This is a genomic window from Gelidibacter sp. F63206, from assembly GCF_023015735.1.
This window is the reverse complement of the sequence record NZ_JALKAU010000047.1, coordinates 1-25,761: the sequence shown is the minus strand read 5'-3', so window position 1 is coordinate 25,761 and position 25,761 is coordinate 1. Positions and strand designations below refer to the sequence as shown.

The following is a 25,761-nucleotide window of genomic DNA, read 5'->3' as shown; positions in this document are numbered from 1 at the left end:
ATGCCATATTTTATAGACGTCATACTTCCCATTCCGCTTGAGCGGCTTTTTACCTACAGGATCACCCAGGCTGAATCAGAGTTTTTGAAAGCCGGAATGCGGGTGGCGGTGCCCTTTGGTAAGAGTAAAATTTATACGGCATTGGTGTTTGAGGTGCATCAGCAGCAGCCCATGGCCTATGAAGCCAAAGAAATTCACCAAATCTTGGATGACGCACCTATCATCACCCAAACACAGTTGACCCATTGGCAGTGGATTGCAGAGTATTATCTATGTACTTTAGGCGATGTGCTAAGGGCGGCATTGCCCAACTCTTTTTTGTTGGAGAGCGAAACTATCATTACTAAAAACAATGAGAAAATCATTATTGATACCGATTTAAAGGATGAGGAGTTTTTGGTGTATGAGGCGCTACATCATCAGTCGTCTCTAAAGCTCCAGGATTTGATCAATATTCTCGATAAAAAGAATGTGTTTCCTGTCATCAATTCATTGTTGGATAAAGATGCCATTGTACTTCAGGAGGAAGTTTATGAAAAATACAAACCAAAATTGGTACGGTATGTCAAGTTGAATGCCCAATATTCGGAATCTGAGAATTTACAAAATTTGTTGGAAGAGTTAAGCAGGGCACCAAAGCAAAGGGACGTGATTATGACCTTGTTTTCAATTTCAGCCCAGACAAAAAAACCGGTCAAGGTTTCTGATTTGTCGGATGCTAGTGGAGCCTCTTCGTCAATAATCAAAATCTTGATCGATAAGGAGATTTTAGAAGAGTACCATTTGCAGGAAGATCGTGTAGTATATACAGGAGAGGAAAATGAAGCTTCAAAGACCTTGAATTCCTATCAAGAGAAAGCACTCGAAGAAATCCAACAATCGTTTGAGAAATTCAACATCACCTTACTTCACGGGGTCACCTCCTCCGGTAAAACAGAGGTTTATGTCAAACTCATTGAAGAGGTGATTGCCAAAGGAAAACAGGTGTTATATTTACTTCCTGAAATCGCTTTGACCTCTCAGTTGGTCAGCCGGTTGGAAACCTACTTTGGAGGTAAAGTTTCGGTGTATCATTCCAAATATTCATCACACGAAAGATTTGAACTTTGGAACAATGTCATGCAGAATCAACCTAAGGCGCAGATTGTGTTGGGCGCACGGTCGTCTATTTTCTTACCGTTCCACGATCTCGGTTTGGTCATTGTTGACGAAGAGCACGAAACCTCTTTTAAACAATTTGATCCTGCACCAAGATACCATGCGCGAGATGCAGCCATAGTATTGGCCTCACTTTTTAAAAGTAAAACCTTATTGGGCTCAGCAACTCCAAGCTTGGAGAGTTATTACAATGTCAAACAAGGGAAATACGGTTTGGTGGAAATTACGCACCGATTCAATGATGTATTGATGCCAGACATTGAGTTGGTTGATATTCAGGACAAGAGAAAACGCAAGCGGATGACAGGGCATTTCAGCGACCGCTTGATTGAGGAGATGACGGAGGCTCTTAGAATGGGGCATCAAATTATTCTATTTCAAAATAGACGCGGATTTTCTCCTATTGTGGAATGTACCACCTGTGGTCATGCGCCACAATGTCCTAATTGCGATGTCAGTTTGACCTTTCATCAGTACAAGAATCAGTTGCGTTGTCATTATTGTGGGTATTATACCGCCATGCTCAAAAACTGTATGGCTTGTGGTAGTGTGGAATTGGACAACAAAGGATTTGGCACGGAGCAGGTACAGGAAGAGGCCCAAGAGCTCTTTCCAGAACACAAAGTTGGACGGATGGATCTTGATACCACAAGGGGCAAATTTGGATACGACAAAATCATTACGACTTTTGAACAAAAGGAGATTGATATTTTGGTTGGTACCCAAATGCTGACCAAAGGGCTGGATTTTCGAAATGTTAAATTGGTGGGCATCATGAATGCCGATAATATGCTCAATTTCCCTGATTTTAGGGCTCTTGAGCGTAGTTTTCAATTGATGTTGCAAGTAGCAGGTAGAGCTGGGCGTACAGACGAAAGAGGAAAGGTGTTGATCCAAACCTATAATCCGCACCATAGAATTTTACATCAAGTGTCTACCAATAATTATGCAGAGATGTATATGGAGCAGATGGATGAGCGCCATAATTTCAAATACCCACCCGTTTACAGGTTGATCAAGATTACCTTAAAGCACAAAGACTTCAATAAAGTTAATATTGGCGCCGAATGGTATGCCGCAGGCTTAAGGCAGGTGTTTAAAAGCAATATCTTAGGTCCTGAATTCCCGCCAATTTCAAGGATTAGAAATCAGTTTCATAAAAACATCCTTGTTAAGATCCCGCCTCGGCAATCGCTTTCAAAAACAAAAAAAGCCATCGTTAAAATTAACAATAGCTTTTTGGGCATTAAGGAATTTAGGTCGGTTAGGGTGATTCTAAATGTCGATAACTTTTAGTGAGATAGAAATTTGGAACAAATTTCGTAATCGAACTAATCCCGCTCCTTGGCGGGATCTCTTCTTGTGTTTGCTTTAATCGTAATCGAACCATTCCCTCTCGATTCTTCGAGATGGTGGTGCACTTGCCGATTAGATATTATTTAACGCATCCACAAGTTCTGTCTTTTTATTCCTACTCAGTGGAATTTCATAAGCACCAACTTCAACATTCTTACTGTTAAAGCGGTCCACCTTGTCCAAATTGACAATGTAGGATTTGTGGATTCTTAAAAATTTTCCTTCAGGCAGTTCTTGCTCAAAGGCTTTCATGGTTGAAAGTACAACCAGGCTGTTCTCTTCAGTGACCAGTTTAACATAGTCGCCAAGAGCTTCAATCCATTTGATGTCCTTAATATAAACTTTACGTTTTTTAAGATTGCTTTTAACAAAGATGTGCTCGCCGTCAGCTTCATTGAAATCGAGTTTCAATTTATGCTGTTCAAGAGCTTTATCTACAGCGGTATTAAAACGCTCTCTAGTGATTGGTTTTTGTAGATAATCGGTAGCATCATAGTTAAAGGCTTTAAACGCGTACTCCGTTTTACCAGTAACAAAAATAATTTGAGGTTTGTTGTTGAGTACGTCAAGTAGCTCAAAACCATTTAGAACTGGCATTTCAATATCCAAGAAGATGAGATCTACTTTATGGGTATTTAGACCGTTTTTGGTTTCAAGTGCGCTACTATATTCTGCAATAAGGTTAAGTGATGAATGATTTTCAATTAACTTTACAATCGATAAGCGTTGTATCGCCGAGTCATCAACTACTACACAGTTTAAAGTCATAACATTTGATTTATTTAGGTTAAGATATCGACAATAGTACGAAAAATTCGGACAAAAACCAAATAACATCGATAAAGCGTGAAATTTAACATTATTTTAATTGATTGAAATTAGGCTGAAAATTACTTAAAATATAGTTGTCAAAACCATAAATAATGGTTATTTTTGCAGCCATTTTTAATTATTAAATATACATTATATGAATCATTATGAAACTGTTTTCATCTTAAATCCCGTTTTATCTGAAACCCAGATAAAGGAAACAGTAGAGAAATACGAAGATTTTCTTGTTTCTAGAGGAGCGAAGATGATATCCAAAGAAGATTGGGGCTTAAAAAAATTGGCCTACCCAATCCAAAACAAAAAAAGTGGCTTTTACCACTTATTTGAGTACACCGTAGATGGTGAAGTCATCAATCCACTAGAAGTAGAGTTTAGACGTGACGAGCGTTTTATGCGTTATTTAACAGTGAAATTGGACAAGCATGCTATTGCATGGGCTGAGAGAAGAAGAACTAAACTTAAACAAAAAGCGTAATTATGTCATCAATAGAACAACAAGCTAAAGGAAAGAAGGATGGTGAGATCAGATATTTGACACCATTGAATATTGACACAAGTAAAACGAAAAAATACTGTCGTTTCCAAAGGTCTGGTATCAAATATGTCGATTATAAAGACGCCGATTGGTTATTAGGTTTTGTTAACGAGCAAGGTAAATTGTTGCCAAGACGTTTGACGGGAACCTCGTTAAAATATCAAAGAAAAGTATCTGTAGCGGTTAAGAGAGCGCGTCACTTGGCGTTGTTACCTTATGTAGCAGATTTATTAAAATAATAAAAACATAACTATGGAACTTATATTAAAACAAGACGTTGAAAATTTAGGATTTAAAGACGATGTTATAACGGTTAAGAACGGTTATGGTAGAAATTATTTAATTCCTCAAGGATTAGCGATAATGGCAACGGTTTCAGCTAAAAAAGTATTGGCTGAAAATTTGAAACAACGTGCCTATAAAGAAAAACAAATTATTGAAGAAGCTCAAAAGCAAGCTGAGGAGATAAAAGCCTTAGAAATTAAATTGACTTCTAAAACGAGTGCTGGTGCAACTGCAGGAGACAAAATATTTGGTTCAATTACCAATATTGACTTGGCAAATGCATTGAACAATGCTGGCATTTCTGTTGACAAAAAGTATATCGCCATTACAGGTGGTAATATTAAGCGTTTAGGTCAATATGATGCGGTCATCAGACTTCACAGAGACGTAACCGTCGATATGACTTTTGAAGTTATTGCAGAAGCTTAAAATTCAAAATAAATATTTAAAAAGCCTCAATCCTTTATCGGAATGAGGCTTTTTTCATAAATGGAAATCTATGATTTCTTTATAAAGTAGACTACTGTTATGGGATATTTGGTCAGAATATTTTGTCTAAATAGCTCAACAATTTTTAATTTGATAGTTAAGAGATTTCCGCCTTCGTGGAAATGAAACATTTATTTTATGAAATATACAAGACTCACTAAAGAACAATTTGAAGAATTGCATCAAGAATTCATTAACTTTTTGGCAACACAATCCATTACCGCTGAGGAATGGGCCGACATTAAGGCTAATAAACCTGAAGTTGCAGAGGAAGAACTCGATGTGTTTAGCGATTTGGTTTGGGAGGGCGTTTTAAAAAAAGTGGTCTATTTAGAACATATTTCACCACAACAAATGCATTTGTTCCATTTAAAGGAAAACGAGATGCAATTAATTGCCATAAAATTAACCATTGACACCGTGGATCTCACCACTACCGAAGGTTTTGCATGGTTCAGAGAAAACCTGCTTTCTGATGAGGTTGAATTTCTGACCGCCAACAAAGCATATTCAGAGGATAAAGCCTTAGATAAATTTAAGCTCATCCAACAAGGTGGCGTCATTACCAAAGGTGATTTGTATAAATACTTTGAGAAGTTGGTATTGAAGAAATAAAGTAGGAAGCGCGAAGGTTAAATTTTCAAGTTTCTTATTTATCCATGGATTAATCTCATTATTCTATTTTTAAATTACAAACTCCTGCCTCCACTTCATTATGAACGGCCAGGCAATTTCACTTTCTTCCTTTATCCAAGCGAAGCTAACTTACAGGTTGATACTGATAATTTTTATCAAAACGTAAATGATGCCTTGATTGGCGCAATAGATGCAAGTACAATTCACTGGAATTAAATCTTATCCGCATGGTGTACATGCCTGACGGCAGATTATATGTCCGCCTTCTGTCTGCATTTGGAAATCCGTATTGAAGATATTTGATTATCGGTTTTTTCTTAAAACTCAAATCCCTTGTTTAAGATTCGAGATTTAAAGTTTAAGATAAGTTACTGCAATTCAAATATGGCAATCAGTCCTCTCATCTGTATTTCGTCTCTCGTCATTCTCCTATTTCAGAATCAAAAACTCACAACGTCTATTAATGGAATGCTCTTCTTCAGTACAGTTATCACCACAATTGACGAGTGGAAAATGTTCTCCAAAACCTTTTGAACGCAAGCGTTTCCTATCAATGCCATTTTTAACCAAATATTCAAGTGTGGCAGCGGCACGGTTATGCGATAAGTGTAGGTTATAGAGATCAGAAGCGCGATTGTCAGTATGGGCACCCAATTGGATTTCCATGCGTGGGTATTTGTATAACAGATCGACCAGAACATCCAGAATTCTTTCGGCTTCTGGTTTGATCTCGTATTTGTTGAAATCGAAATAAATGTTTTCTAATTCAATATAAATATAGCCATCATCCTTGGTGACCACAATATCTTCGGCATCGTCATAGGATTCAATGGAAAGTTCGATGTTAAATGTGATATTGCCATCATCATTAGTAGTGAAAAACTCGACGGTCGGGATATAGAAATCACGATGTCCTTCAAGTGCATAGGTTTTGTTTGGTTCTGTATTGAAAACATATCTAGCGTCTTCGCCCACAACCATCTGACTAATTAAATTGTCGTTATCATCAAATAAGGTGACGGTAGTACCTGGAAGTAGGTTCTTTGAAATCTTATCAATTACATATCCTTCCACCGTAAATTGCCGCTCGTTTTCAGTTCGTGTAAAGGCATACAGATTGTCATAACCTGTACGATTGGAAGCAAAATATCCAGTATCGTCCTCTTCATTGAGGACATAGCCAAAATCGTCCATTTCTGAGTTGATCGTTTCACCGAGATTCAGCGGTTTGGAATAGACACCATCAAAGATCCTACTCACAAAAATGTCCAGACCGCCCATGCCCTCATGACCGTCGGAAGCAAAGTAGAGAGTTTCTTCCTCGCCAACAAATGGAAACTGCTCCCTGTGGACGGTGTTGATCGTTTTATCTAAATGTACGGGTTCGCCATATCCAAATTCTAATATATCTACATAAAAAATATCGAAAGATCCTAAAGTCCCAGGTCTATCACTCGAAAAATAGAGTCGTGAATTGTCCGGGTTGAGCGCAGGATGCTGAGTAGAGTAGAGGTCGCTGCTAAATGGGAGTTCGGTAATATTGGTCCATTCACCGTCCACTAATTCTGCCTTAAATAATTTGACCGTTGCAATGAGTTCCTCTCCAATTTGGACACGCTTTTCGTTGGTTCTTGAAAAGTACATGGTTTTGCCATCGCTGGTAAAAGTGGCGTTACTTTCGTGGGTTTTTGTATTGATAGCCTCGGAAAACGGCTGGATATTGATCAGTTTTTTATCTTTGGAAACCTCCGCCTGGTACAAATCTAAATACGGCTGATTATTCCACTCATAGATAGGATTTTCACGATTTCTGTAAGATGAAAATACAACCTTATCTCCATAATAGGCAATCCCAAAATCACCTGTACGTGAACTTTGGTTCATCAATTGGATCTCGTAATTATAAGGCACCAATCGGTTGAGGTTGCTGATGAATTTTTTGGTATCTACGGCATACCCCAGATATTCACCCATAATTTCATCGGCTTTGGCATAATCCTTAACTCCTTTTAAAGCTTGGGCATATCTGAAATAGACCTCTGGTTTTAAACTGTCCTTAAAGTGGGTGAACAAGCCGGTATACGGAGTTCTTGCCAATTTCATTTCAGAATTATAGTAATAGGAATCTGCCAGATTTTGGAGTACTTCCTGACTTTGCCCAAGTGTTTGATACATTTTTGCGGCTTCTGCATACGATTTTTGGGCAAAAAGTTTGTTGGCCCTTTTAAGACTAGGTCTTTGAGCATGGACAGTCCATGAGGCAGCAAGTAAACTAAGAAGTAGGCAAACGTTTTTCATAGCTATTGTTTTAGAAAAATCTCGGCGATTTATCATATCCTTTCTGGGTTCCTAATTTATCGATATCAAATAAAATCATAATTTCATGCGATCCTGAATTAAATCTCCCTAAATTGGATAGGGTATGATCATAAGCATAGCCAATCCGTAGGGAAGGGCTCACCCTGAAATTTACAAGTCCTGTTACGGCATCATCAAGTCGATAGCCGGCACCAACCTCAAACACATTGTTGAACAGCATGTTTGCGGTGAGATCAACTGATAAAGGTGCTCCAGAAACCGCCTTGGTCATAAATGCAGGTTTTAATTTTAAGTTCTCATTCATTTCAAACACGTAACCTCCGGTTAGAAAAAAGTGAATCTCTTCAACGCCATTGGCTACAATACCACTATTGTTTTCGAGATGTTTTGAGTTTAATAGGTTGGGGGCAGAAAATCCGACGTAATAATTATCGCCAAACACATAGGCTCCAGCGCCGATATTGGGAAATGTTTTACTTAAATTATTGGCAAAAGCTGGATCTGGCAGAGCGTCAGAATAAATAAAACCGTTAAAATTGGTATTGAAAAATGTAGCCCCTGCTTTGACTCCTAATGAGAGCCTTGTAGACGTTCCCAATCGTAAGATATAGGCGAAATCGGCATAAACATTGGTTTCGTTGACCACATCTCCAATTTGATCGTTGATAACGGATAGTCCTACTTGTATTTTTTCTTGCAAAGGCACATGGATAAAAAGAGACCCGGTATTTGGAGCACCTACAGAGCCTACCCATTGCGATCGGTACAGGGCACCCACATTGATGGCATCTCCTTCAGTAGCATAGGCGGGATTGATGACGCTCATATTATACATATATTGGGTGTACTGAGGGTCTTGTTGTGCCATGCCGAATAGTCCTACCAAGAGAAGGAAACTAAGAAGCGTATATTTTAATCTTTTAATTATCATAGATACATTTATTCAGATTACCTGCTAAGGTAGACTCTACCTTGTATCGTTTTATTGTTAGTGTCGTTGAGTTCCAAAATATAAAAATAGACCCCTACCGGTAATTTACCACTACCAACTTCTCGTCCTTGATTGGAAGTGCCGTCCCAATTTGGCGTATTGGTATCGCCCTTATAAAGAATATTTCCGTAACGGTTATAAATCTGAAGTTTGAAATTAGGATACAGCTCTCTCAGGTTTTTGATCAAGAAATCGTCGTTAATAGTATCACCATTTGGACTAAAGCCATCGGGAATAATAATTTGCAACGGCTCGCAAGTATCAATACTGACTGTTACCGCCAATCGGATACCAGTGCTACAGCCATTATCGGAGCTGTTGGAGGCGTAATAGATATTGCCATCTACCAAGGGTGTGTCTTCAGGATATGCGTTACCATTTTCTAAGGCATCATACCAGGTAACGACATCTCCGTTGACAAGATTACTGGTTAAATCGGCAATGGTAGCGTTATCATCTGTACAAAATGAATTACCGTCAGTAATTAATTGTGGGGTGGGTGCCTGTTCTATGTTAAAATCTATGGTTGGAAGCGTGCCCGATGCAGTGCCGCAGTTGGTTACAGGATCCAACAGATTTAAAATAGTAAATGTAGTCGTTCCGACAGTCGCCAATTGTGATGCTGGTATGTTAATGACCGTACTGCCATTAGCGATGGTAACGATGGTGGTCTGATCGGTGTTATTGGCCCCTGAGAGCGAATAGTTGAGACTGTAATTGCCATCAGCAAGTTGACTTGCACCTGATAGGGTGATATCGATAGCCTCATTTAAGCAAATGGTATCTGCGCTCAGGGTAAGTCCGGTAATATCAGGTTGCGGAATCAGTGCAACAACTACTGTTGCTGAATCCGTTCCGCAGGTTGTTGTCACCGAATAGGTATAAGATCCGGCACTATCTTGCGCTGGATCAAAGAGTCCGGTGCCACTTGACAAAGCAGGAGTCCAGGTTCCACCGGCGTCTGGTGTGCCGCCAAGGCTTTCAAAAAGATCTTGTGGAGCATCATTGGTACAGATTGCCAATCGGCCACCAGATCCAGCTTGTGGGACTGTAGCTATGGTTACAGCGACAGCTGCTGTGGCCTCTCCACAAGGTGACATTCCAGAAACTGTATAAGTATAAGTTCCAGCAGCATCTTGAGACGGATCAAAAATACCCGTGCCACTTGCTAATGCAGGCGACCAGACCCCTCCTATTTCAGGACTGCCACCTAAGCTATTAAATAAATCTTCAGGAGCACTTTCAATACAAATTGATAAGGAACCATCACTTCCAGGATCTGCTTCAGGGTGGATGGTGACTTCAACTGTTGCAGACGCTTCTCCACACGGAGGTACACCTTGAACAGTGTAGGTGTAAATACCCGGTGCGTCTTGAGTTGGGTCAAAAATACCAGAACCACTTGCCAAAGCTGGAGACCAAACACCTCCGGATTTAGGCGTGCCACCTAACCTATCAAAAAGATCTTGTGATGCATCGTTGCTACATAAAACCAAGCTGCCATCGGTACCGGCATCCGATAGCTCACTAATGGTTACAGTGACGGTTGCTGTAGCATCTCCACAAGGAGGAATTCCAACGATTGTGTAGGTATAAACTCCCTCGGCATCTAATAACGGATCAAAGATACCTGTACCACTTGCCAAAGCTGGTGACCATGTGCCACCAGGCTGCGGACTACCACCTAAACTGTTAAATAAATCTTCCGGAGTGCTGTTCATACAAAGCGTTAAACTTCCGTTGGTTCCAGGTTCAACTCCAGGATTGACGGTTACTTCAACTGTTGCTGAAGCTTCTCCGCATGGTGCCGTACCCTGAACGGTGTAGGTATAAATCCCGGGAGCATCTTGGGAGGGATCAAACACACCCGTTCCACTAGCCAGAGCTGGAGACCAAACTCCACCGGCATCAGGACTGCCTCCTAGACTATTAAAAAGATCTTGTGCAGCGTCGTGACTACACAAAATCAAACTGCCATCGGTACCTGGATTGGGCAATGGATTAACGGTCACCGTAACTGTTGACGTGGCATCTCCACAAGGAGGAGTTCCAACGATAGTATAGGTGTAAACCCCCTCGACATCTTGTGAAGGATCAAAAACACCCGTGCCGCTAGCCAGTGCCGGCGACCAAGTTCCACCTGGTTGTGGCGTGCCACCCAAGCTGCCAAATAAATCTTGAGGCGTGCTGTCAATACATAGGGTTAAACTTCCGTTAATTCCTGGCTCTGGTGAGAGATTGACAGTGACATTCACCGTTGCCGTAGCATCTCCGCAGGGAGTAAGACCTAAAACTGTGTAGGTGTAGATTCCTGGTGCGTCTTGCGACGGATCAAAAATTCCAGTCCCACTTGTCAATGCAGGAGACCAAATGCCTCCCGTTTCTGGAGTGCCCCCCAAACTATTATAAAGATCCTGGGTGGCATCATTACTACACAAAATCAAACTGCCATTGTTGCCAGCGTCGGCTAATGGATTTATGGTTACGGTAACTGTAGATGTGGCGTCCCCACATGGCGAAACCCCCTTCACTGTATAGGTGTAAACTCCTTCTGAATCTTGCGACGGATCAAAAACACCGGTGCCGCTTGTTAGCGCAGGCGACCAAGTTCCACCGGTTTCTGGACTGCCGCCTAAACTGTTGAATAGATCCTCAGGAGTACTATCAACACAAAGTGTTAAGTTGCCATTGATTCCAGGTTCTGCTTCAGGATTTACGGTAACATTCACAGTTGCTGATACTTCACCACATGGTGCAGGACCCTGAAGTGTATAGGTATAAATTCCGGCAGCATCCTGTGAAGGATCAAAAACACCGGTACCACTTGCCAATGCAGGCGACCAGATCCCACCCGATTCTGGCGTGCCACCCAAGCTGTCAAAAAGATCTACCGACGCATCATTGCTACATAAAATCAAACTGCCGTTGGTGCCAGGGTCAGGAGCTGGAGTAGTCGTTACGGTAACCGTTGCTGTGGCAATTCCACAAGGAGCCATTCCTGAAACGCTATAGGTATAGGTGCCATCGGCATCTTGCGATGGATCAAAAACGCCAGTACCACTTGCCAGCATAGGAGTCCATGTGCCACCAGATTGGGGAGAGCCTCCTAGACTGTTAAATAAATCTACAGGAGCACTATCAAAACAAAGCGTTAAGCTCCCGTTAGTTCCGGGATTTGCTTCAGGATTGACCGTGACTTCTACTGTTGCAGTGAGAGGCCCACATGGTGGAACTCCTTGTACCGTGTACGTGTAAGTTCCCGCAGTGTCTTGGGCAGGGTCAAAAATGCCAGTGCCGCTTGCCAAAGCAGGAGACCAGGTGCCTCCTGGTTCTGGAGCGCCCTGTAAGCTTGAAAAAAGGTCTTGTGGAGTACTGTTGCTACATAGTATTAAAGAACCATCAGAACCAGGGTCTGGACCCTCAATAACATAAATACTTACTGTTGCCGTGCTGGTAGGGCAATGCTCAGAACTTACTTCATAGGTAAAGATATACGGACTTAGAGCTGACGTCATGGACGTCACATCTATCGTACCCGTGTTTCCATTGGAAGTTGGTAGCGGACCTGACCAAGTGCCGTTTGTATCTGGTGTACCCAAAAGCCCGTCAAACAAATTGATGGTATTGGTACTGGCCAAACCCGATTCGCAGATTTCTATTTCCCCATTGCCGCCAGCATTGTTAGGCTCTATAATTTCAACCGTCACTTGAAAACGCTCTATGCTTTCGCATGGAAGGTCAAAAGTAGTGGCATAATAACTTTCACCATTCACCAATGGTGTTGATGGAGGTAAAGGTGATCCTGATGAAAGAGTGCTATACCAGTTATTGTTTCCGGTAGCCACTAAGTCGGCAACTGTAGGTGGAACGTCCCCACAAAATATCTGATGGGCTTCTCCCGTAGGAACAGGAACAAGTCCAACATTGACATAAACTGAAAGTCGTGAAGTTCTACAACCTGTGTCAGGATTGGATTGATTGACATAATAAATGGTCCCATCCACTAATATCGTTGTGGGATCTAAAGGAGTGCCTCCAGTGGCAGAATCATACCATTGAAGATCATTTCCAATAGCATACAAGTCGGCGATGGTAGCTTCTTCAGGATGGTCAACACAAACCCCCTGAAATCCTAGTCCGAAAGGTACTCCGTAAATCGTGACGTTTACAGATTGCCGAGTGCCACAAGACCCTGAATTGTCATCAACATAATAGTCTCTGCCATTGACAAGTCCCACCGTATTTGAAAGAGGTGTTGTGGATGTTGCTGTTTCATACCATCTGATCCCTCCGCCATTATCGGTTGCCACAAGATCTGACACCTTAGGTGCTTCAATATCACAAAAACTCTGGGTTGGATTCGTAATCGTTGGACATTGGCCATATGAATTTAGGCTTACGCTGATAATACATACGAAGGCAACTAATAATTTATTATAAAGATTGGCTTTAGTAATTTTTTTCATAAATATAAACAGGGATTCAATAGATCAAAACCGTTTCTTTAAATTAATTGGCTTCCCGTATATTGGAGGCTGAATCATATTGCAAAATGTAAATTCCTTCATTCCTAAAACCTCCTAAATTATTTTTTTCATAATCAAATTTCAGCTGTGTATATTCCGTTATGTCCTTCTTTGCAGAGCTATTAAAACCTTGTTGTTGGATGAGCCTTAACAAGCTGTCAAATGTAATATCAAATCCTAACATAATATTTGCCGAAGGTAGTAAATTATACTTTTTCTGGTAAGCACTTAAAAATTCCTTTGAACTTACAGTGGATTTGGCAGGAATTAAAGATGGAAAAACCATATTTAAAATGCGAAATCTTTTTTCGGATACAGCACCGTCATCGGGAATTAGTTCAGATTCCAAAACCGCCAATTGTAGGTTGTAATTGGTTAGTTCACTCAAAAGTATATTAGTGGTATTTAGAAATACACTATTCCTTTCACTATCAATGATGACATAATTGAGTTGGTCTTTTTTAAATTTTCCTATCAATTCGCCTTCACTGAACGATCCGTTTTTCTTGATATTGATAAAGTCTGCTTGTGGCGCGTATTTAGAAATAAAGGCTCTGCTTTCGGAACGGCTGGCATCATTGAGAACAATGATATGGGCATCTTTTGACATGATATAGTCCAAGACCTTTTGACGTTGAAGGTTAATGGAAGGTACCGCACTGAACAAATTGTCGTTGCCACTTTGGAAGTCCATTGTTGAAGCCGTTATTACAGGAATGTTATTGTCTGCAGTAAACGCGGCAATTTCTTCTTCAACATTATCGTAATACGGCAAGATAATGGCGTCATAGTCGTTGACTCCACTTTTTTCGAGCAGTGGCAATATTTTGGAAGATCGCACGGTACTTTGAAGCTCTATAACATCTACATCCAAAGAAAGGTACATCTTTTTGATAGAATCAATAGCGATATTGGCGCCTTTATAAAACTCGAGATTAACACGTTTGAAATCGTCAGAAATATCACTGAAATTAGAACTGTTTGCCTCATAGTTTTGATATTCCGTTTGTGAAAAAGGAAGGAAAAACAATAATTTCTTAAATTGAGATGTGTTGGCAGTTGCTTTTAAATCGACAGGAATTGAATAATCCGTGATCGGGCCTGGAGCCTTTGCATTTTGTGATGAGGCTTGAGTAGGCTTAAAAGAATTTGGCATTTTGATGAAGGTGCCAGCTTGTACGGATTCTTTTAATCGTGGATTTAAAATAAGGAAATCATCAATGGACATGCCTGCCTTTTGAGCCAAACCATAGAGTGTTTCCTTAGGTTGGATTTCATACGGCACATATTGTGTTTCTGAGGTACTTGCTATTGGCGTCTCAACAGGCGTTTCAGTTTTTTCTTTGGACACTGTAGTGGTTTCACGAATATCTTCTATAGGTTCATCAACACTTTCAATTGGTTGTGTCTCAGGAGTGACAGTCTTTTCTGGAACCGTAGATACAGTTTCTATCTCTTTAGGTTGTTCTTTGGTAGTGACGACTATTTCGGTGTTTGTGGGACTTACTTCAACCTCTTTTTGATCCTCTTTAGCAACGACCACATCATCTGGTACTGTAGTCACTGTTTCTTTTATTTTAGGTGGTTCTTCCGTAATGCCTATCGTTTCTTTGATGTTCGGATCTGTTTCAACAGGTTCTACTGGAGTTTCCTTCTTGATGGATGCGGTGGTTTGAGTTTTGGTTTGGATTTCGCTTTGCGCGAGATTGTCGTTTGTACTGGTGGTTCCTTCGGTATAAGGCATGGTAATGACATGACCTATTTCAAGCAAGTTTTTAATGTGTGGGTTATTTCGCTCCAATTCGCGAATTGTCGTATTGAAACGTCTGGAAAGACCGAACTTGGTATCTCCATTTTTAACAACGTAAGTGACACTATTACCCGAAACATTGAGTTGTTGACTACTCGGAATCCAAAGAATTTGACCTGCAATTAAGCCGCGAGAAAGCACTCTGGAATTGGCGTTGACCAATTGATCGACGGTCAATCCATTGGCACTTGCGATGCGCCAAAGTGTTTCACCACTAACAACCACGTGACGTTTGCCATTGGGCGAAGCTATGTTTGATTGCGATTTGGCTGACGGCGTGCTCGAAGGTTTTGAAGATGCAATCGACTCCTTTGTAGCGGTATACGAATTTCCTGGGTAAATCTCCAACACATCTCCAATATTTAAACCATGAATAATTTGTGGATTTTGAGATTCGAGTTCGGAAATGGTCAAATCAAAGCGTTTTGAGAGGCTGAATTTTGTTTCTCCCTTTTTGACAGTATGGCTTATTGAGGAGGATCTTACGGAAGCTTTTATGGAATCGGCAGCACTTTCAAGAACGGGTGTCTTAATTTTACTTTCGGGAATCAATAGTACTTCGTCTACTTTAATGCCATTGATGACATTTGGATTGACCTTCTGAAGATCGTACGGGGTAACATTGTACTTTTTTGCAATGGAGAATAAGGTTTCACCACTGCTAACTGTATGCTTCTTCAAGCCTTCCTGAGCAATACTTGTGTAAAAACATAAGAATAATAGTGCAAAACACTTAAAAAGTCGCTTCATTTTAATCACTAATTGGTTGAGGGTGGGTTAAAGGAACGTAATTAATCTGATAAAAATACCAAAAAATCCATCAAGAGTGCGATTCCGTTGTAGAATTATCAAGATGTTTTCAACAATTTAATGATTTTTGAAAGAAAATTGAAGGTCTTCAGAATTCGGAATTCGTGGTTCCCATTTATAAAAGCGCTACGAATAGGCAGTCGATCAATCGGTCAAAGTTCATAGTTTAGGGGTTGGTGTTTGAATTTATGACGATGTTTTCAACGGCCTACACCTCGCGGCCAACTTGGTTATTCAGGCAGGCATTCCACCGACAATTTCATTCTTTCACTTTCGTTAAAATGGCCAGCCTTTGCATTGATGCCGACAAACAAGTAGTTTTGTTCCCACCGGTGGGTTCTATTACCCTGAGGTTCTTGATTTTTATGGTGTTCTATGCGTTCGAATTTCCGATCCTTGCATTAGGGTTCAGGTTTAAAGATTTGTTTAGGCCTAAAAGGCATTGACTTTTTAACACAACAGAAAAATCAAAAGATAAAACTGTAATATAAATTGTTACTATCTTCACAAATTATTAAAATCATTCTATTTTTGCGTAATGCTTGAAAACAGGGAAGATATTTTAAAATTACTATCAGATGCCATTTCTGAAGGGATCGTTGTGGTGGATGAACACCAAAACATAGTATCTACCAATGCGTCAGCAAATGCCATGTTTGGATATGAAGACAATGAACTGGTAGGGAAAACGCTAAACACTTTAATTCCTGTCGAGTATCACCATAGACATGTTGAACACTTTAGGTCATTTTTTAAGCATAGTGAAAAACGCAGCATGGGTCAAGGGCGAAATCTATATGGCCTAACTAAAAGCAATATGCGCTTTCCTGTTGAAGTGGGATTGAACCCATTTACCCTTTACGGTAAAACCTTGGTCATGGCGCTAGTCGTGGATATTACCGAACGCCGGGCCATTGAGGAGAATCTTAATTTAAAAAGTGAGGCCCTGCAATCTGCCGGGAATGGTATTTTAATTTGTAATGCATTGGAGCAGGACAATCCGATCATTTATTTTAATCCCGCTTTTCAGATTCTAACGGGCTATTCCTCTGAAGAAATCCTGGGTAACAATTGCCGATTTCTGCAATGTGACGATCGGGATCAGGAAGGATTGGATGTCATCAGGGCCGCCTTAAAAAATGGTAAAAGCTGCCAAGTGATCTTGCGTAATTATAAAAAGGATGGAACCCTGTTCTGGAATGAGCTTTATATCAACCCGATTAAAAATAAAAATGGCTTGATAACCCATTTTATTGGCATTCAGAATGATATTACCCAACGCAAGAAAGCTGAAGAAGAGCGTAACTATCTCACCAAAATATTTCACGATTCACTCAATGAAATATTTGTCTTTGACACGGATACTTTACAGTTTTTGAATGCCAATTATGGCGCTCAAAAAAATCTGGGCTACAGTCTTGAAACACTCAAGACCATGACGCCTGTAGATATCAAACCAGATTTTACCGAAAGGAAATTTAGAGAATTAATAGCATCTTTAGTGAGCCATAGCGAGGACAAAATGGAGTTTGAAACTGTTCACCAACGTAAGGACGGTACAACGTATCCAGTACATATCACTTTGGAATTGTCCATGTTGGGAGACCGGGAGGTGTTTATTTCAATTGTTCTAGACATAACAGAACAAAAAAATTACACCAAAAAATTAGAAGAGACGGTAGAGTTGAGGACCAAGCAACTTGAAATGGCGCTCGAAAAAGAGAAGGAACTTAATGAGCTCAAAACAAAATTTTTATCTTTAGTGTCGCATGAGTTTAAGACCCCGTTGAGCGGTATTTTAACCTCTGCCATGCTCTTGGGAAAATACACTTTGGAAGGACAGCAGGACAATCGAGATAAGCACATTAAAATTATTGAAGACAAAGTTAATTACCTGAATGCTATATTGAACGACTTCTTGTCCATTGAGCGACTTGAAACCGGAAAAGTAAATTATAAATTCATTACTTTTAGATTGAGCAAGGTACTCAATGAGGTGATTTATAACGCCAACATGTTATTAAAGGAAGGGCAACAGATAAAATATCCAGAAAATATTGATGACATTACTTTAATACAGGACGAGAAAACAATTGAATTGGCCTTGTCAAACTTGGTGCACAACGCCATTAAATACTCCCCGGAACACAGCGATATAACGATAAGGATTACTCAAAATGATAAGGATACCATTTTTGAAATAGCCGATGCTGGTATTGGAATCCCAGAAAAAGATCAAAAAAATATTTTTAACCGCTATTTCAGATCAGAGAATGTCTTGACAACACAAGGCACAGGAATAGGATTGAATATTGTAAAATCGCATATCGAAAATTTAGGCGGTACTATAAGTTTTACGAGCAAAGAACATATAGGTTCAACATTTATATTAACCATACCAAATAAAGCAGAATGAAAAAAAAGATACTTCTGATAGAAGACGATGCTGTTTTAAGAGATAATACAGCAGAATTATTACAATTGTTAAACTATCAAGTTGATGTGGCTTCAAATGGCAAAATAGGATTGGAAAAAGCAAGAAGTTTTCGTCCTGACATTATTGTATGTGATATTATGATGCCTGAATTGGATGGGTATGGTGTTTTGGAGCAGCTTGCACAAGATGATCATACCAAGCAAATTCCTTTCATCTTTTTATCCGCTAAAACAGAAAGACAGGACGTTCGCAAGGGAATGAACTTGGGTGCGGATGACTATATCACTAAACCTTTTACCGAGGATGAATTGGTAAGTGCCATTGAAAGCCGAATAGCGAAAGCTTCCATCTTACTTGAAATTGGCGGGAATAGGAGGAATGCCGGTCTGGAGGATAGCTCTGAAGATATTAGTACGCTCAATGACTTGAAGAGTTTTTTTGATGAAAATGGCACCTTATATAATTTCCAAAAAGGAGAAGTGATTTGTGAAGAAGGACAAAATTCAAATGCTATTTTTTTAATAAAGGATGGAATTGTAAAGTCGCATAAGCTAGATGAGCAGGGGAAAGAATTGACCACCGCTTTGCATAAATCTTCTGATATATTCGGATATACTTCATTTCTTCAAAATATTCCCTATCAAGAGACCTCAACAGCCCTTAGTGATACCACATTGGTTGGGATATCAAAAGAGCAACTTAAAAAAATTTTAGATAGAAATCCTCATATTACTTTTGAACTCATTGAATTGCTTGCCGACGACCTTAAGGATGTCAAAGATCAATTGTTGCAAATGGCCTATAGTTCCGTTCAAAAGAAAACGGCGAGCACTATCTTGAAATTTGTAGATAAGCTGGAACCAAAGAAGGGAGGATCCATAAAAATTTCTCGGAGTGATTTGGCAAGTGTGGCAGGTATTGCTACAGAAACACTTATTAGAACTATTTCTAATTTTAGAAAAGAGGGCATTATAGAGATTGAAGGTAGAAATATAAAAATCTTAGACCTTAGAAAACTCCAAGAAATATATTAGTGAAACCCCTGTCTGCCGACAGGCAGGCAAAACTTAAAAGTGTAGCGCATCGGGTTTTATTTTTTTTGCATTATGATAGGCGATAGTTTCTTTTGAACCATTACTAAAATTGAAAATATCTAAAAAACTCATTATTCTTATGGCCCTTGATTGAGTTTGTCAATTAGAGTACACGTATTCGTATGATATGGTTGGAAAAAGAATTATTAAACCTTAAAATCGGACATACATGACCGATATCATTTCTTAGTAGATTTCATGCCTATATATTTGTTATGCTTACTCTAATGACTTATTAACATGAAAAATATACTTTTACCAACTGACTTTTCTGACAACTCATGGAATGCCATTGTTTACGCGCTTAAATTCTTCGAAAAAACAACATGTACCTTCTATTTGCTACATGTTAATTCTTTGAGTTATGTGGCAGCAAATGAGTCGCCTTATATTCAGACCAAGGATTTTGTTGAAAAGACGTTTACTAAGCCTGCCAAAAAACAACTAAGAACTCTTCTGAAACGAATTACTACTGAATTTTCAGTGAAGCCTCACCATCATTTTTTTACCTTGACCGATTATAATTTCTTTGTGGATTCCATTCGCAACCATGTGGTAGAAAAAAAAATAGACCTGATTGTCATGGGGACCAAAGGTGCAAGCGGTTTGAAAAAAGTCATAATTGGGAGTAATGCTGCAGATGTCATAAAAAGAGTGCAATGCCCCGCTTTGGTGGTCCCTGAGGATGCGAAATTCACAGATATAGAAGAAGTTGCGTTTCCAACAGATTATCTATTAACCTACGCTGTAGAACTATTACAGCCACTTTATAATATTCTGGAAGCCCATAATTCAAGTTTACAGGTGCTGCATGTCACCAACAAGGAGGATACCCTAACCATGGCGCAGCAGGATAACAAAGACTTACTAAATGAATATTTTCATAAATTCGATACTAAATTTCACAAACTCACCAATAGAAATGTTGAAGATGCCATTGAATGCTTTATACAAAGTAGAGACATTAAAATGGTGGCCATGGTAGCTAAGAACTTGAATTACTTTCAGCGGATTTTGTTCCATAATAAGATTGAGGAAATGACATACCATACGCATATTCCGTTTTTAGTTATGCATGATAAATAATATTTCCGTGCACACGGGAATCACACACATTCCTGTCTTTCGACTTTGCTCATGATAAACTCCGACAGGAATCTCGTTATTGTCTATCCTGCACTTACTTTTTCTCCCGCAAATTTTCGCAGATTTGCGTGGACTTGTACGTGATTACACAGAGCTTACAGGGAGCTACACGGAGATTTCTTTATAAGAAAACAAGAACTCAAATCATACATAGAGTGATTTTAGAATTAATTGCTTTTTAGTCTGTTTTAACCTGAGATTAGCTTTGCTTAACCTGAAGGTTTCCTGTCTTCGCAATAATTTTGAATTGAACACAGCTGTTTGTCGGTTGGTAGATTTATAAGTGTTTAACAGAAACTATCTGCGGAATTTGCGAAATCTGCGGGAAACCTTACACGTACACATTTTGTACTCCTCTGCGATGTCCTACCTCATAACCCCAAAATTTTAGCATCCATCCAAATGACATATATCATAGTTTTTATGGTTTTATTCCTTTAACTTTATCCCTAACGAAACAAAACTTAACATTATGATTTCTATACTTTTTCCAACGGATTTTTCTAAAAACGCAATGAATGCCATCAATTATGCATTGGAGTTTTTTAAATATGAAAAGGTTGAGTTTTATTTTATGCACGCCTATCAAAAGGAGGTTTATGACCACGAGGATTTGGTGTCCCGTGAAAATTTTGACGATGTTTTGAAGCGTGTGAAGGCACAATCTGAAGCCAGTTTGGACGAACTTCTTGCGACGGTTAAGGAAATAGCGCCAAATCCGCGATATACCTACCATAGTATTTCGGCTTATGGCTCGCTGGTTGAAGAGGCCAATCGGATTGCGGATACCAAGAATATCGATTTGATTGTTATGGGGACGAAGGGCAAATCCGATGATCGTAAAATAGTATTTGGAAGTCATACTTTCCAAGTCTTAAAATATGTGCAATGTCCTGTATTGGCTATTCCAAAAAACTATACCAATACACAGCCTAAGCGCATTTTGTTCCCTACAGATTATCTTATTCCTTATAAACGACGGGAACTAAAATTGTTATGTGATTTGGCAGCGCCTTACCGAAGTGTTATCGATGTGTTGTATGTTTCAAAAACAGAAAAATTATCAATCAGGCAAGAAGACAATCAGACTTTTATGAAAGGTACGATATGTAAAACTGAAATCAACTTTGTTACTGCAAGGAGTAGGAAAGTGGCTGAGACCATCCAGGAGTATATTAAAAAGAACAATGTTGATATGTTGGTCATGGTCAATACTCAACATTCGTTCTTAGAAAGCATGTTGTTTCCATCCAATATCGATAAGGTAAGTCTTGATCTAAAAATACCACTCTTAGCGATGCAGAATTCGACACGCGCTACACCAGTACAATAAACATTTAATGATGAAAAACATACTTTTGCCTACTGATTTTTCGGATAATTCAAAGAATGCCATCAGGTATGCCATTCAACTTTTTAAAAATGATCAGTGCACATTTCATCTCTTCAATGCTTATACGCCAGTTGTTTACGACTTGACATATGTGTTGTTAAGCCCTGCGCAATTTGGAATACGTGACCCTATAAGAGCTGCTTCTCAAGAAAGTTTAGATGAATTGACAACCGAAATTTCAGAAGAATTTGGTGCCCATCCAAACCATAAATTTGAAACCATTGCAAGATTTGAAACCCTTATTGCTGGAATCAAGGAATTAATCGTTGAGCGAAATATCGATCTCGTTGTTATGGGAACCAAGGGAGCAACAGGCGCAAAAAAAATATTATTTGGATCCAATACAGTTCAAGTTTTTAAGGAGATTAAGGTTCCAGTATTGGCAATTCCATCAAACTTTGATTTTGCCACACCTCAAGAGATATTATTTCCGACCGATTTGGAAGTGGATTTCAGGTCTGTACAACTTCATGTGCTTAAGGAAATCGCCAAATGGCACGCGTCCAAGATCAATGCCATGCACGTCAATACGGGCTATGGCTTAAGTGAAGTACAAGAGAGTAATAAAGAGTTATTGCCGACCTTTTTTAAGGAAATAGCTTATGAGTTCCACGATATGGAGGATATGGAGATTCCAGCGGCAATAAATAAATTTCAGGAAGGGCATCCCGTTGATATGTTGGCAATGATCAATAATAAGCAATCGTTTTTTGAGAATTTGTTTTTTAAGGACACGATCAATCAGATTGGTTTTTATTTGAACATCCCATTTCTCGTCGTTCCGTCAAAACAGCAATAAATATTAAATCGTCATGACATCAGAAAAAATAAACATTTTAATCCCGACAGATTTTTCAGATAACGCATGGAGCGCAACTGAATATGCCTTAAACCTGTATGCGGAACTTCATTGTTCCTTTTATTTTTTGAATTCCATATCACTCGCTCATACAGACTCAAGATCCTATATTACTGCGAAGTATTTGGACACTTTGACTGAAACTTCAAAAAACAGGCTTAATGCCTTGAAAGATCGCGCTGTTCAATTTAATAGTTATGCTAACCATAAGTTTGAGGTTATAAGCACCTCCGAAGAGATCACGATGGCGATAAAAAGGGCGGTACAGATAAACAATATAGATTTGGTCGTTACGGGTACCAAAGGTGCTACTGGTGTTAATAGGTACTTCTTAGGAAGCAATACGGTCAAGATCATTCAGAACTTGAAGAGTTGCCCAATGCTTGCCATTCCGGATGCTTATGAATTCAAAGCGCCAAAGCATATTGCGTTTCCAACCGATTTTACCCGTAGTTACGAAACTAAGGAATTACAGGCATTACTGGATTTTGCCGATTTGTATAATGCCCATATTTATATTTTGCACATCAATCTGCAGAGTGAATTAAATGAACGGCAAGAAGTCAATATGAGAGCACTCCAGTCGCACTTGATGAACCATCAACATACGTTTCATTGGATGGAAAAGTTTGGAACTAAATCTGATGAAATCAACGATTTTATTCTTGAATTTAAGATAGATGTGCTTGCCATGGTGAATTATAAACACAGTTTGATAGAAAGGGTCATTAAGGAGCCGGTAATCAAAAAGATCGGATTCCAGCCGATGGTGCCGTTTTTGGTGATTCCGGAATAAAGAGTGGCAGGTCTCGAGTTTCAAATTTCAATAATCATATTAAAATACATAAATATCCATGAAAAGAAAGATATTATTACCTACGGATTTTTCAGAGAATGCGCTTCAAGCTATCAAATATGCCTTGGAACTTTATAAAGACCAAGAGTGCATTTTTTATCTTTTAAATGTGTTTTATATAACACCAACCAATCTTGAAAGTCTTATTGGCATGGAACCGGGCAGCGAATTGTTTGAGGCCACAAAGAGGAATTCTGAACGACAGTTACATAAGTTATTGAATGAAATTGCCTTTCAGGACAATGGAAATCCAAAACATAGCTTTCAGGCCATATCAATTTTCAATGAGCCATTTCAGGCTATTAAAGCCCTTGTCGCCGAAAAGGATATTGAGATGATTGTAATGGGAACTCGCGGTCAAACCAATGCCAGAATTAAGATTTATGGAAGTACTGCTATAGATGTCATGGAAAAAATCAGGAACTGTCCGGTGATTGTGGTTCCTCAAGTTGCTAAGTGTGTACTTCCAAAAGAGATCGTTTTTCCAACAAATTATAAAACAAGTATTAAGAAGCGTGAATTAAAACATCTGATCAATATTGCGAATAGTTGTGATGCTTCCATTAAAGTACTGCATGTGTCAGAAGATGGTAAATTGAACGCACTCCAAACCAACAACAAAAAGCTGCTGGACGAATATTTTGAAGATGTCAACCACTCCTTCCATTTACTGAGTCAACTGTCGGTTTCTGCTGCCATTAATTGTTTTGTGGAAAGTAGAGAAAGTGATATGGTGGCCTTCATAAATAGCAAGCACTCGTTTTTTGCCAGTATTTTTAATCAGCCATTGGTAAAAGGAATTACGTATGATTCAAAAGTGCCAATTTTGGTGATGCACGATTTGAAGAATTGAGTTGATAGAATTAAGTATTCAGTATTAAGAACAAAGAAAAAAGAACAGAGAACAGAGACAAATGTACGTCCCTGATATAGGTTGACCACTTAAAGCGTGGAAAACTATGAAAGCAAATGTACGGAGTATCCGCAAGCAGCGTAAATACTCAATTGAATTTAAGAAAAAGATTGTTGCAGATTTTGAAAGTGGTAAGTATAGTGTGCCTCAATTAGAGAAGCTGCATGGTGTTGGGAATTCTACAATCTATAGTTGGATTTATAAATTCTCTACCTTTAACGAACAAGGATTTAGAATTATAGAGATGAAGGACAGCAGCAACAAAAGGATGAAAGAACTCGAAGCCCGTGTAAAGGAGCTTGAGAGAACTGTAGGCCGCAAGCAGATAATGATTGATTATCTAGAAAAGATGATGGAGATTGCCAAGGATGAACTTGACATCGATATCAAAAAAAACTTCGGCACCCCACAATCAACTGGTTCCGGGAGAACAAACAAAAAATGAGTTTTTCCCTGAACAGTCTCTATAAAGAGGTCGGTCTGAGCAAACAGGCCGTTGCCCAGTACGGCACTAGGCAAAAGATCTTTGATAGCAAAACAGCACAGCTGGTCCTTGAAGCAGACGAACTGCGGGAGGACCATCCAGGTTGTGGGGTTGAGAAAATGTACTATACACTTAAACCCAACTTTATGGGAAGGGATCGGTTTATAGAACTTATGATGGAACTTGGGTATCGTTTGAAGCGTAAAAAGAACTATAGAAGAACAACTATCGCTTCAAAGATCTATTATCCCAACCTTATAAAAGGAATGAAAATTGACCGTCCATCAATGGTATGGCAGTCTGATATTACCTATATACCCATTGGGGACAGACACTATTACGCTGTTTTTATAATAGATGTCTATACCAAGAAGATTGTAGGCTATAAGGTCTCTGAAAACATGAGAGCACAGGCGAATATGGATGCCTTAAAGATGGCGTTGAACGAAAACGAGGCTCCTTTGTTCCATCACAGTGACAGAGGAAGTCAATATACCTATAAAGAGTACATCAGCCTTCTAAAGGACAATGGGAGTCAAATAAGTATGGCACTCAACGCACAGGATAATGCTTTTGCTGAGCGTATCAACAGAACCATAAAAGAGGAATATTTGAATCATTGGAAACCTAAGGACTTCGGTCAATTAAAAAGAATGACAGCAAAAGCAGTAAGGAATTATAACAGTAAAAGATTACATAATAATAACGACAGAATGAGTCCTGAAAGGTTCATAAAACAATTTTCTGTTTTGAGGCATCAAGAAAGGAAATTGATGACTATTTTTAACAATGAAAATTAATTAAAAACGGTCAACTCTAATCAGGGAAGTTCA

The 25,761-nt window shown here is 39.2% G+C and carries 19 protein-coding genes; 14 read left to right on the top strand and 5 right to left on the bottom strand.

What is annotated here, in order from left to right; genetic code table 11:
- Entirely contained in the window at positions 1 to 2,454 is a 2,454-nt protein-coding gene (gene priA, locus MWU32_RS01645; protein ID WP_246937175.1) for a primosomal protein N', read from the top strand.
- Positions 2,455 to 2,586: 132 nt separating this feature from the next.
- Here priA and MWU32_RS01640 read toward each other — a convergent pair whose 3' ends face one another.
- Positions 2,587 to 3,282 carry a LytR/AlgR family response regulator transcription factor gene (locus MWU32_RS01640; RefSeq protein ID WP_163515359.1) on the bottom strand — a complete coding sequence of 232 codons (696 nt, stop codon included), beginning with the start codon at positions 3,280 to 3,282 and terminating at the stop codon, positions 2,587 to 2,589.
- A gap of 199 nt (positions 3,283 to 3,481) precedes the next feature.
- Between MWU32_RS01640 and rpsF the strand changes: the two genes are divergently transcribed.
- The 4 genes from rpsF to MWU32_RS01620 all read left to right on the top strand — a co-directional run bounded on the left by rpsF (position 3,482) and on the right by MWU32_RS01620 (position 5,269).
- Positions 3,482 to 3,820, top strand: a complete 339-nt coding sequence (rpsF, locus tag MWU32_RS01635) for a 30S ribosomal protein S6 (RefSeq protein WP_163515358.1) — start codon at positions 3,482 to 3,484, stop codon at positions 3,818 to 3,820.
- Positions 3,820 to 4,119: a 30S ribosomal protein S18 gene (rpsR, locus tag MWU32_RS01630; protein WP_246937193.1), complete on the top strand. Its 300-nt coding sequence runs from the start codon at positions 3,820 to 3,822 to the stop codon at positions 4,117 to 4,119. The genes rpsF and rpsR overlap by 1 nt, the downstream gene beginning before the upstream one ends.
- Positions 4,120 to 4,132: 13 nt before the next feature.
- Positions 4,133 to 4,594, top strand: a complete 462-nt coding sequence (rplI, locus tag MWU32_RS01625) for a 50S ribosomal protein L9 (protein ID WP_246937173.1) — start codon at positions 4,133 to 4,135, stop codon at positions 4,592 to 4,594.
- 198 nt (positions 4,595 to 4,792) lie between these two features.
- A complete protein-coding gene (locus MWU32_RS01620) occupies positions 4,793 to 5,269 on the top strand; it encodes a DUF6495 family protein (RefSeq protein ID WP_246937171.1) in 477 nt (158 codons plus the stop codon).
- A gap of 450 nt (positions 5,270 to 5,719) precedes the next feature.
- Here MWU32_RS01620 and MWU32_RS01615 read toward each other — a convergent pair whose 3' ends face one another.
- From MWU32_RS01615 to MWU32_RS01600, 4 genes are read right to left on the bottom strand one after another with little or no spacing between them, the layout of a single operon-like run.
- Positions 5,720 to 7,588 carry an OmpA family protein gene (locus MWU32_RS01615; protein WP_246937169.1) on the bottom strand — a complete coding sequence of 623 codons (1,869 nt, stop codon included), beginning with the start codon at positions 7,586 to 7,588 and terminating at the stop codon, positions 5,720 to 5,722.
- 10 nt (positions 7,589 to 7,598) lie between these two features.
- The gene (locus MWU32_RS01610) at positions 7,599 to 8,540 is read right to left on the bottom strand and encodes a type IX secretion system membrane protein PorP/SprF (RefSeq protein ID WP_246937167.1); all 942 of its coding nucleotides are present in this window, start codon (positions 8,538 to 8,540) and stop codon (positions 7,599 to 7,601) included.
- Positions 8,541 to 8,557: 17 nt separating this feature from the next.
- Positions 8,558 to 13,066 (bottom strand): gliding motility-associated C-terminal domain-containing protein, encoded by a 4,509-nt coding sequence (locus tag MWU32_RS01605; RefSeq protein WP_246937165.1) that lies wholly within the window; start codon positions 13,064 to 13,066, stop codon positions 8,558 to 8,560.
- 43 nt (positions 13,067 to 13,109) lie between these two features.
- Positions 13,110 to 15,686: a LysM peptidoglycan-binding domain-containing protein gene (locus MWU32_RS01600; protein WP_246937163.1), complete on the bottom strand. Its 2,577-nt coding sequence runs from the start codon at positions 15,684 to 15,686 to the stop codon at positions 13,110 to 13,112.
- Between the two features lie 598 nt (positions 15,687 to 16,284).
- On the opposite strand from MWU32_RS01600, the gene MWU32_RS01590 reads away from it, so the two are divergent.
- The 9 genes from MWU32_RS01590 to MWU32_RS01550 all read left to right on the top strand — a co-directional run bounded on the left by MWU32_RS01590 (position 16,285) and on the right by MWU32_RS01550 (position 25,728).
- Entirely contained in the window at positions 16,285 to 18,162 is a 1,878-nt protein-coding gene (locus tag MWU32_RS01590) for a PAS domain S-box protein (RefSeq protein WP_317235142.1), read from the top strand.
- A complete protein-coding gene (locus tag MWU32_RS01585; protein ID WP_246937161.1) occupies positions 18,159 to 19,217 on the top strand; it encodes a response regulator in 1,059 nt (352 codons plus the stop codon). The genes MWU32_RS01590 and MWU32_RS01585 overlap by 4 nt, the downstream gene beginning before the upstream one ends.
- A 300-nt stretch (positions 19,218 to 19,517) precedes the next feature.
- The gene (locus tag MWU32_RS01580; RefSeq protein ID WP_246937159.1) at positions 19,518 to 20,363 is read left to right on the top strand and encodes a universal stress protein; all 846 of its coding nucleotides are present in this window, start codon (positions 19,518 to 19,520) and stop codon (positions 20,361 to 20,363) included.
- Positions 20,364 to 20,895: 532 nt separating this feature from the next.
- A complete protein-coding gene (locus tag MWU32_RS01575; RefSeq protein ID WP_246937157.1) occupies positions 20,896 to 21,756 on the top strand; it encodes a universal stress protein in 861 nt (286 codons plus the stop codon).
- Positions 21,757 to 21,766: 10 nt separating this feature from the next.
- Positions 21,767 to 22,615 (top strand): universal stress protein, encoded by an 849-nt coding sequence (locus tag MWU32_RS01570; protein WP_246937155.1) that lies wholly within the window; start codon positions 21,767 to 21,769, stop codon positions 22,613 to 22,615.
- A gap of 13 nt (positions 22,616 to 22,628) precedes the next feature.
- Complete coding sequence (locus MWU32_RS01565; protein WP_246937153.1) at positions 22,629 to 23,471, top strand: universal stress protein; 843 nt, start codon at positions 22,629 to 22,631, stop codon at positions 23,469 to 23,471.
- A 58-nt stretch (positions 23,472 to 23,529) separates the two neighbouring features.
- Positions 23,530 to 24,384 (top strand): universal stress protein, encoded by an 855-nt coding sequence (locus MWU32_RS01560; protein ID WP_246937151.1) that lies wholly within the window; start codon positions 23,530 to 23,532, stop codon positions 24,382 to 24,384.
- Between the two features lie 106 nt (positions 24,385 to 24,490).
- Positions 24,491 to 24,889: a transposase gene (locus MWU32_RS01555; RefSeq protein WP_246937070.1), complete on the top strand. Its 399-nt coding sequence runs from the start codon at positions 24,491 to 24,493 to the stop codon at positions 24,887 to 24,889.
- The gene (locus MWU32_RS01550) at positions 24,886 to 25,728 is read left to right on the top strand and encodes an IS3 family transposase (RefSeq protein ID WP_246937068.1); all 843 of its coding nucleotides are present in this window, start codon (positions 24,886 to 24,888) and stop codon (positions 25,726 to 25,728) included. Before MWU32_RS01555 ends, MWU32_RS01550 begins: the two co-directional genes overlap by 4 nt.
- The last annotated feature ends 33 nt before the right edge of the window (positions 25,729 to 25,761 follow it).

What these genes read in the sequence shown, in the direction of transcription:
- MWU32_RS01585 (WP_246937161.1), top strand. Translation starts at nt 18,159, where the DNA reads ATGAAAAAAAAGATACTTCTGATAGAAGACGATGCTGTTTTAAGAGAT.
- MWU32_RS01590 (WP_317235142.1), top strand. Translation starts at nt 16,285, where the DNA reads ATGCTTGAAAACAGGGAAGATATTTTAAAATTACTATCAGATGCCATT.
- MWU32_RS01620 (WP_246937171.1), top strand. Translation starts at nt 4,793, where the DNA reads ATGAAATATACAAGACTCACTAAAGAACAATTTGAAGAATTGCATCAA.
- MWU32_RS01570 (WP_246937155.1), top strand. Translation starts at nt 21,767, where the DNA reads ATGAAAAACATACTTTTGCCTACTGATTTTTCGGATAATTCAAAGAAT.
- priA (WP_246937175.1), top strand. Translation starts at nt 1, where the DNA reads ATGCCATATTTTATAGACGTCATACTTCCCATTCCGCTTGAGCGGCTT.
- MWU32_RS01575 (WP_246937157.1), top strand. Translation starts at nt 20,896, where the DNA reads ATGATTTCTATACTTTTTCCAACGGATTTTTCTAAAAACGCAATGAAT.
- MWU32_RS01580 (WP_246937159.1), top strand. Translation starts at nt 19,518, where the DNA reads ATGAAAAATATACTTTTACCAACTGACTTTTCTGACAACTCATGGAAT.
- MWU32_RS01640 (WP_163515359.1), bottom strand. Translation starts at nt 3,282, where the DNA reads ATGACTTTAAACTGTGTAGTAGTTGATGACTCGGCGATACAACGCTTA.
- MWU32_RS01600 (WP_246937163.1), bottom strand. Translation starts at nt 15,686, where the DNA reads ATGAAGCGACTTTTTAAGTGTTTTGCACTATTATTCTTATGTTTTTAC.
- MWU32_RS01555 (WP_246937070.1), top strand. Translation starts at nt 24,491, where the DNA reads ATGAAAGCAAATGTACGGAGTATCCGCAAGCAGCGTAAATACTCAATT.
- MWU32_RS01565 (WP_246937153.1), top strand. Translation starts at nt 22,629, where the DNA reads ATGACATCAGAAAAAATAAACATTTTAATCCCGACAGATTTTTCAGAT.
- MWU32_RS01605 (WP_246937165.1), bottom strand. Translation starts at nt 13,066, where the DNA reads ATGAAAAAAATTACTAAAGCCAATCTTTATAATAAATTATTAGTTGCC.
- MWU32_RS01550 (WP_246937068.1), top strand. Translation starts at nt 24,886, where the DNA reads ATGAGTTTTTCCCTGAACAGTCTCTATAAAGAGGTCGGTCTGAGCAAA.
- MWU32_RS01615 (WP_246937169.1), bottom strand. Translation starts at nt 7,588, where the DNA reads ATGAAAAACGTTTGCCTACTTCTTAGTTTACTTGCTGCCTCATGGACT.
- MWU32_RS01610 (WP_246937167.1), bottom strand. Translation starts at nt 8,540, where the DNA reads ATGATAATTAAAAGATTAAAATATACGCTTCTTAGTTTCCTTCTCTTG.
- MWU32_RS01560 (WP_246937151.1), top strand. Translation starts at nt 23,530, where the DNA reads ATGAAAAGAAAGATATTATTACCTACGGATTTTTCAGAGAATGCGCTT.
- rpsF (WP_163515358.1), top strand. Translation starts at nt 3,482, where the DNA reads ATGAATCATTATGAAACTGTTTTCATCTTAAATCCCGTTTTATCTGAA.
- rplI (WP_246937173.1), top strand. Translation starts at nt 4,133, where the DNA reads ATGGAACTTATATTAAAACAAGACGTTGAAAATTTAGGATTTAAAGAC.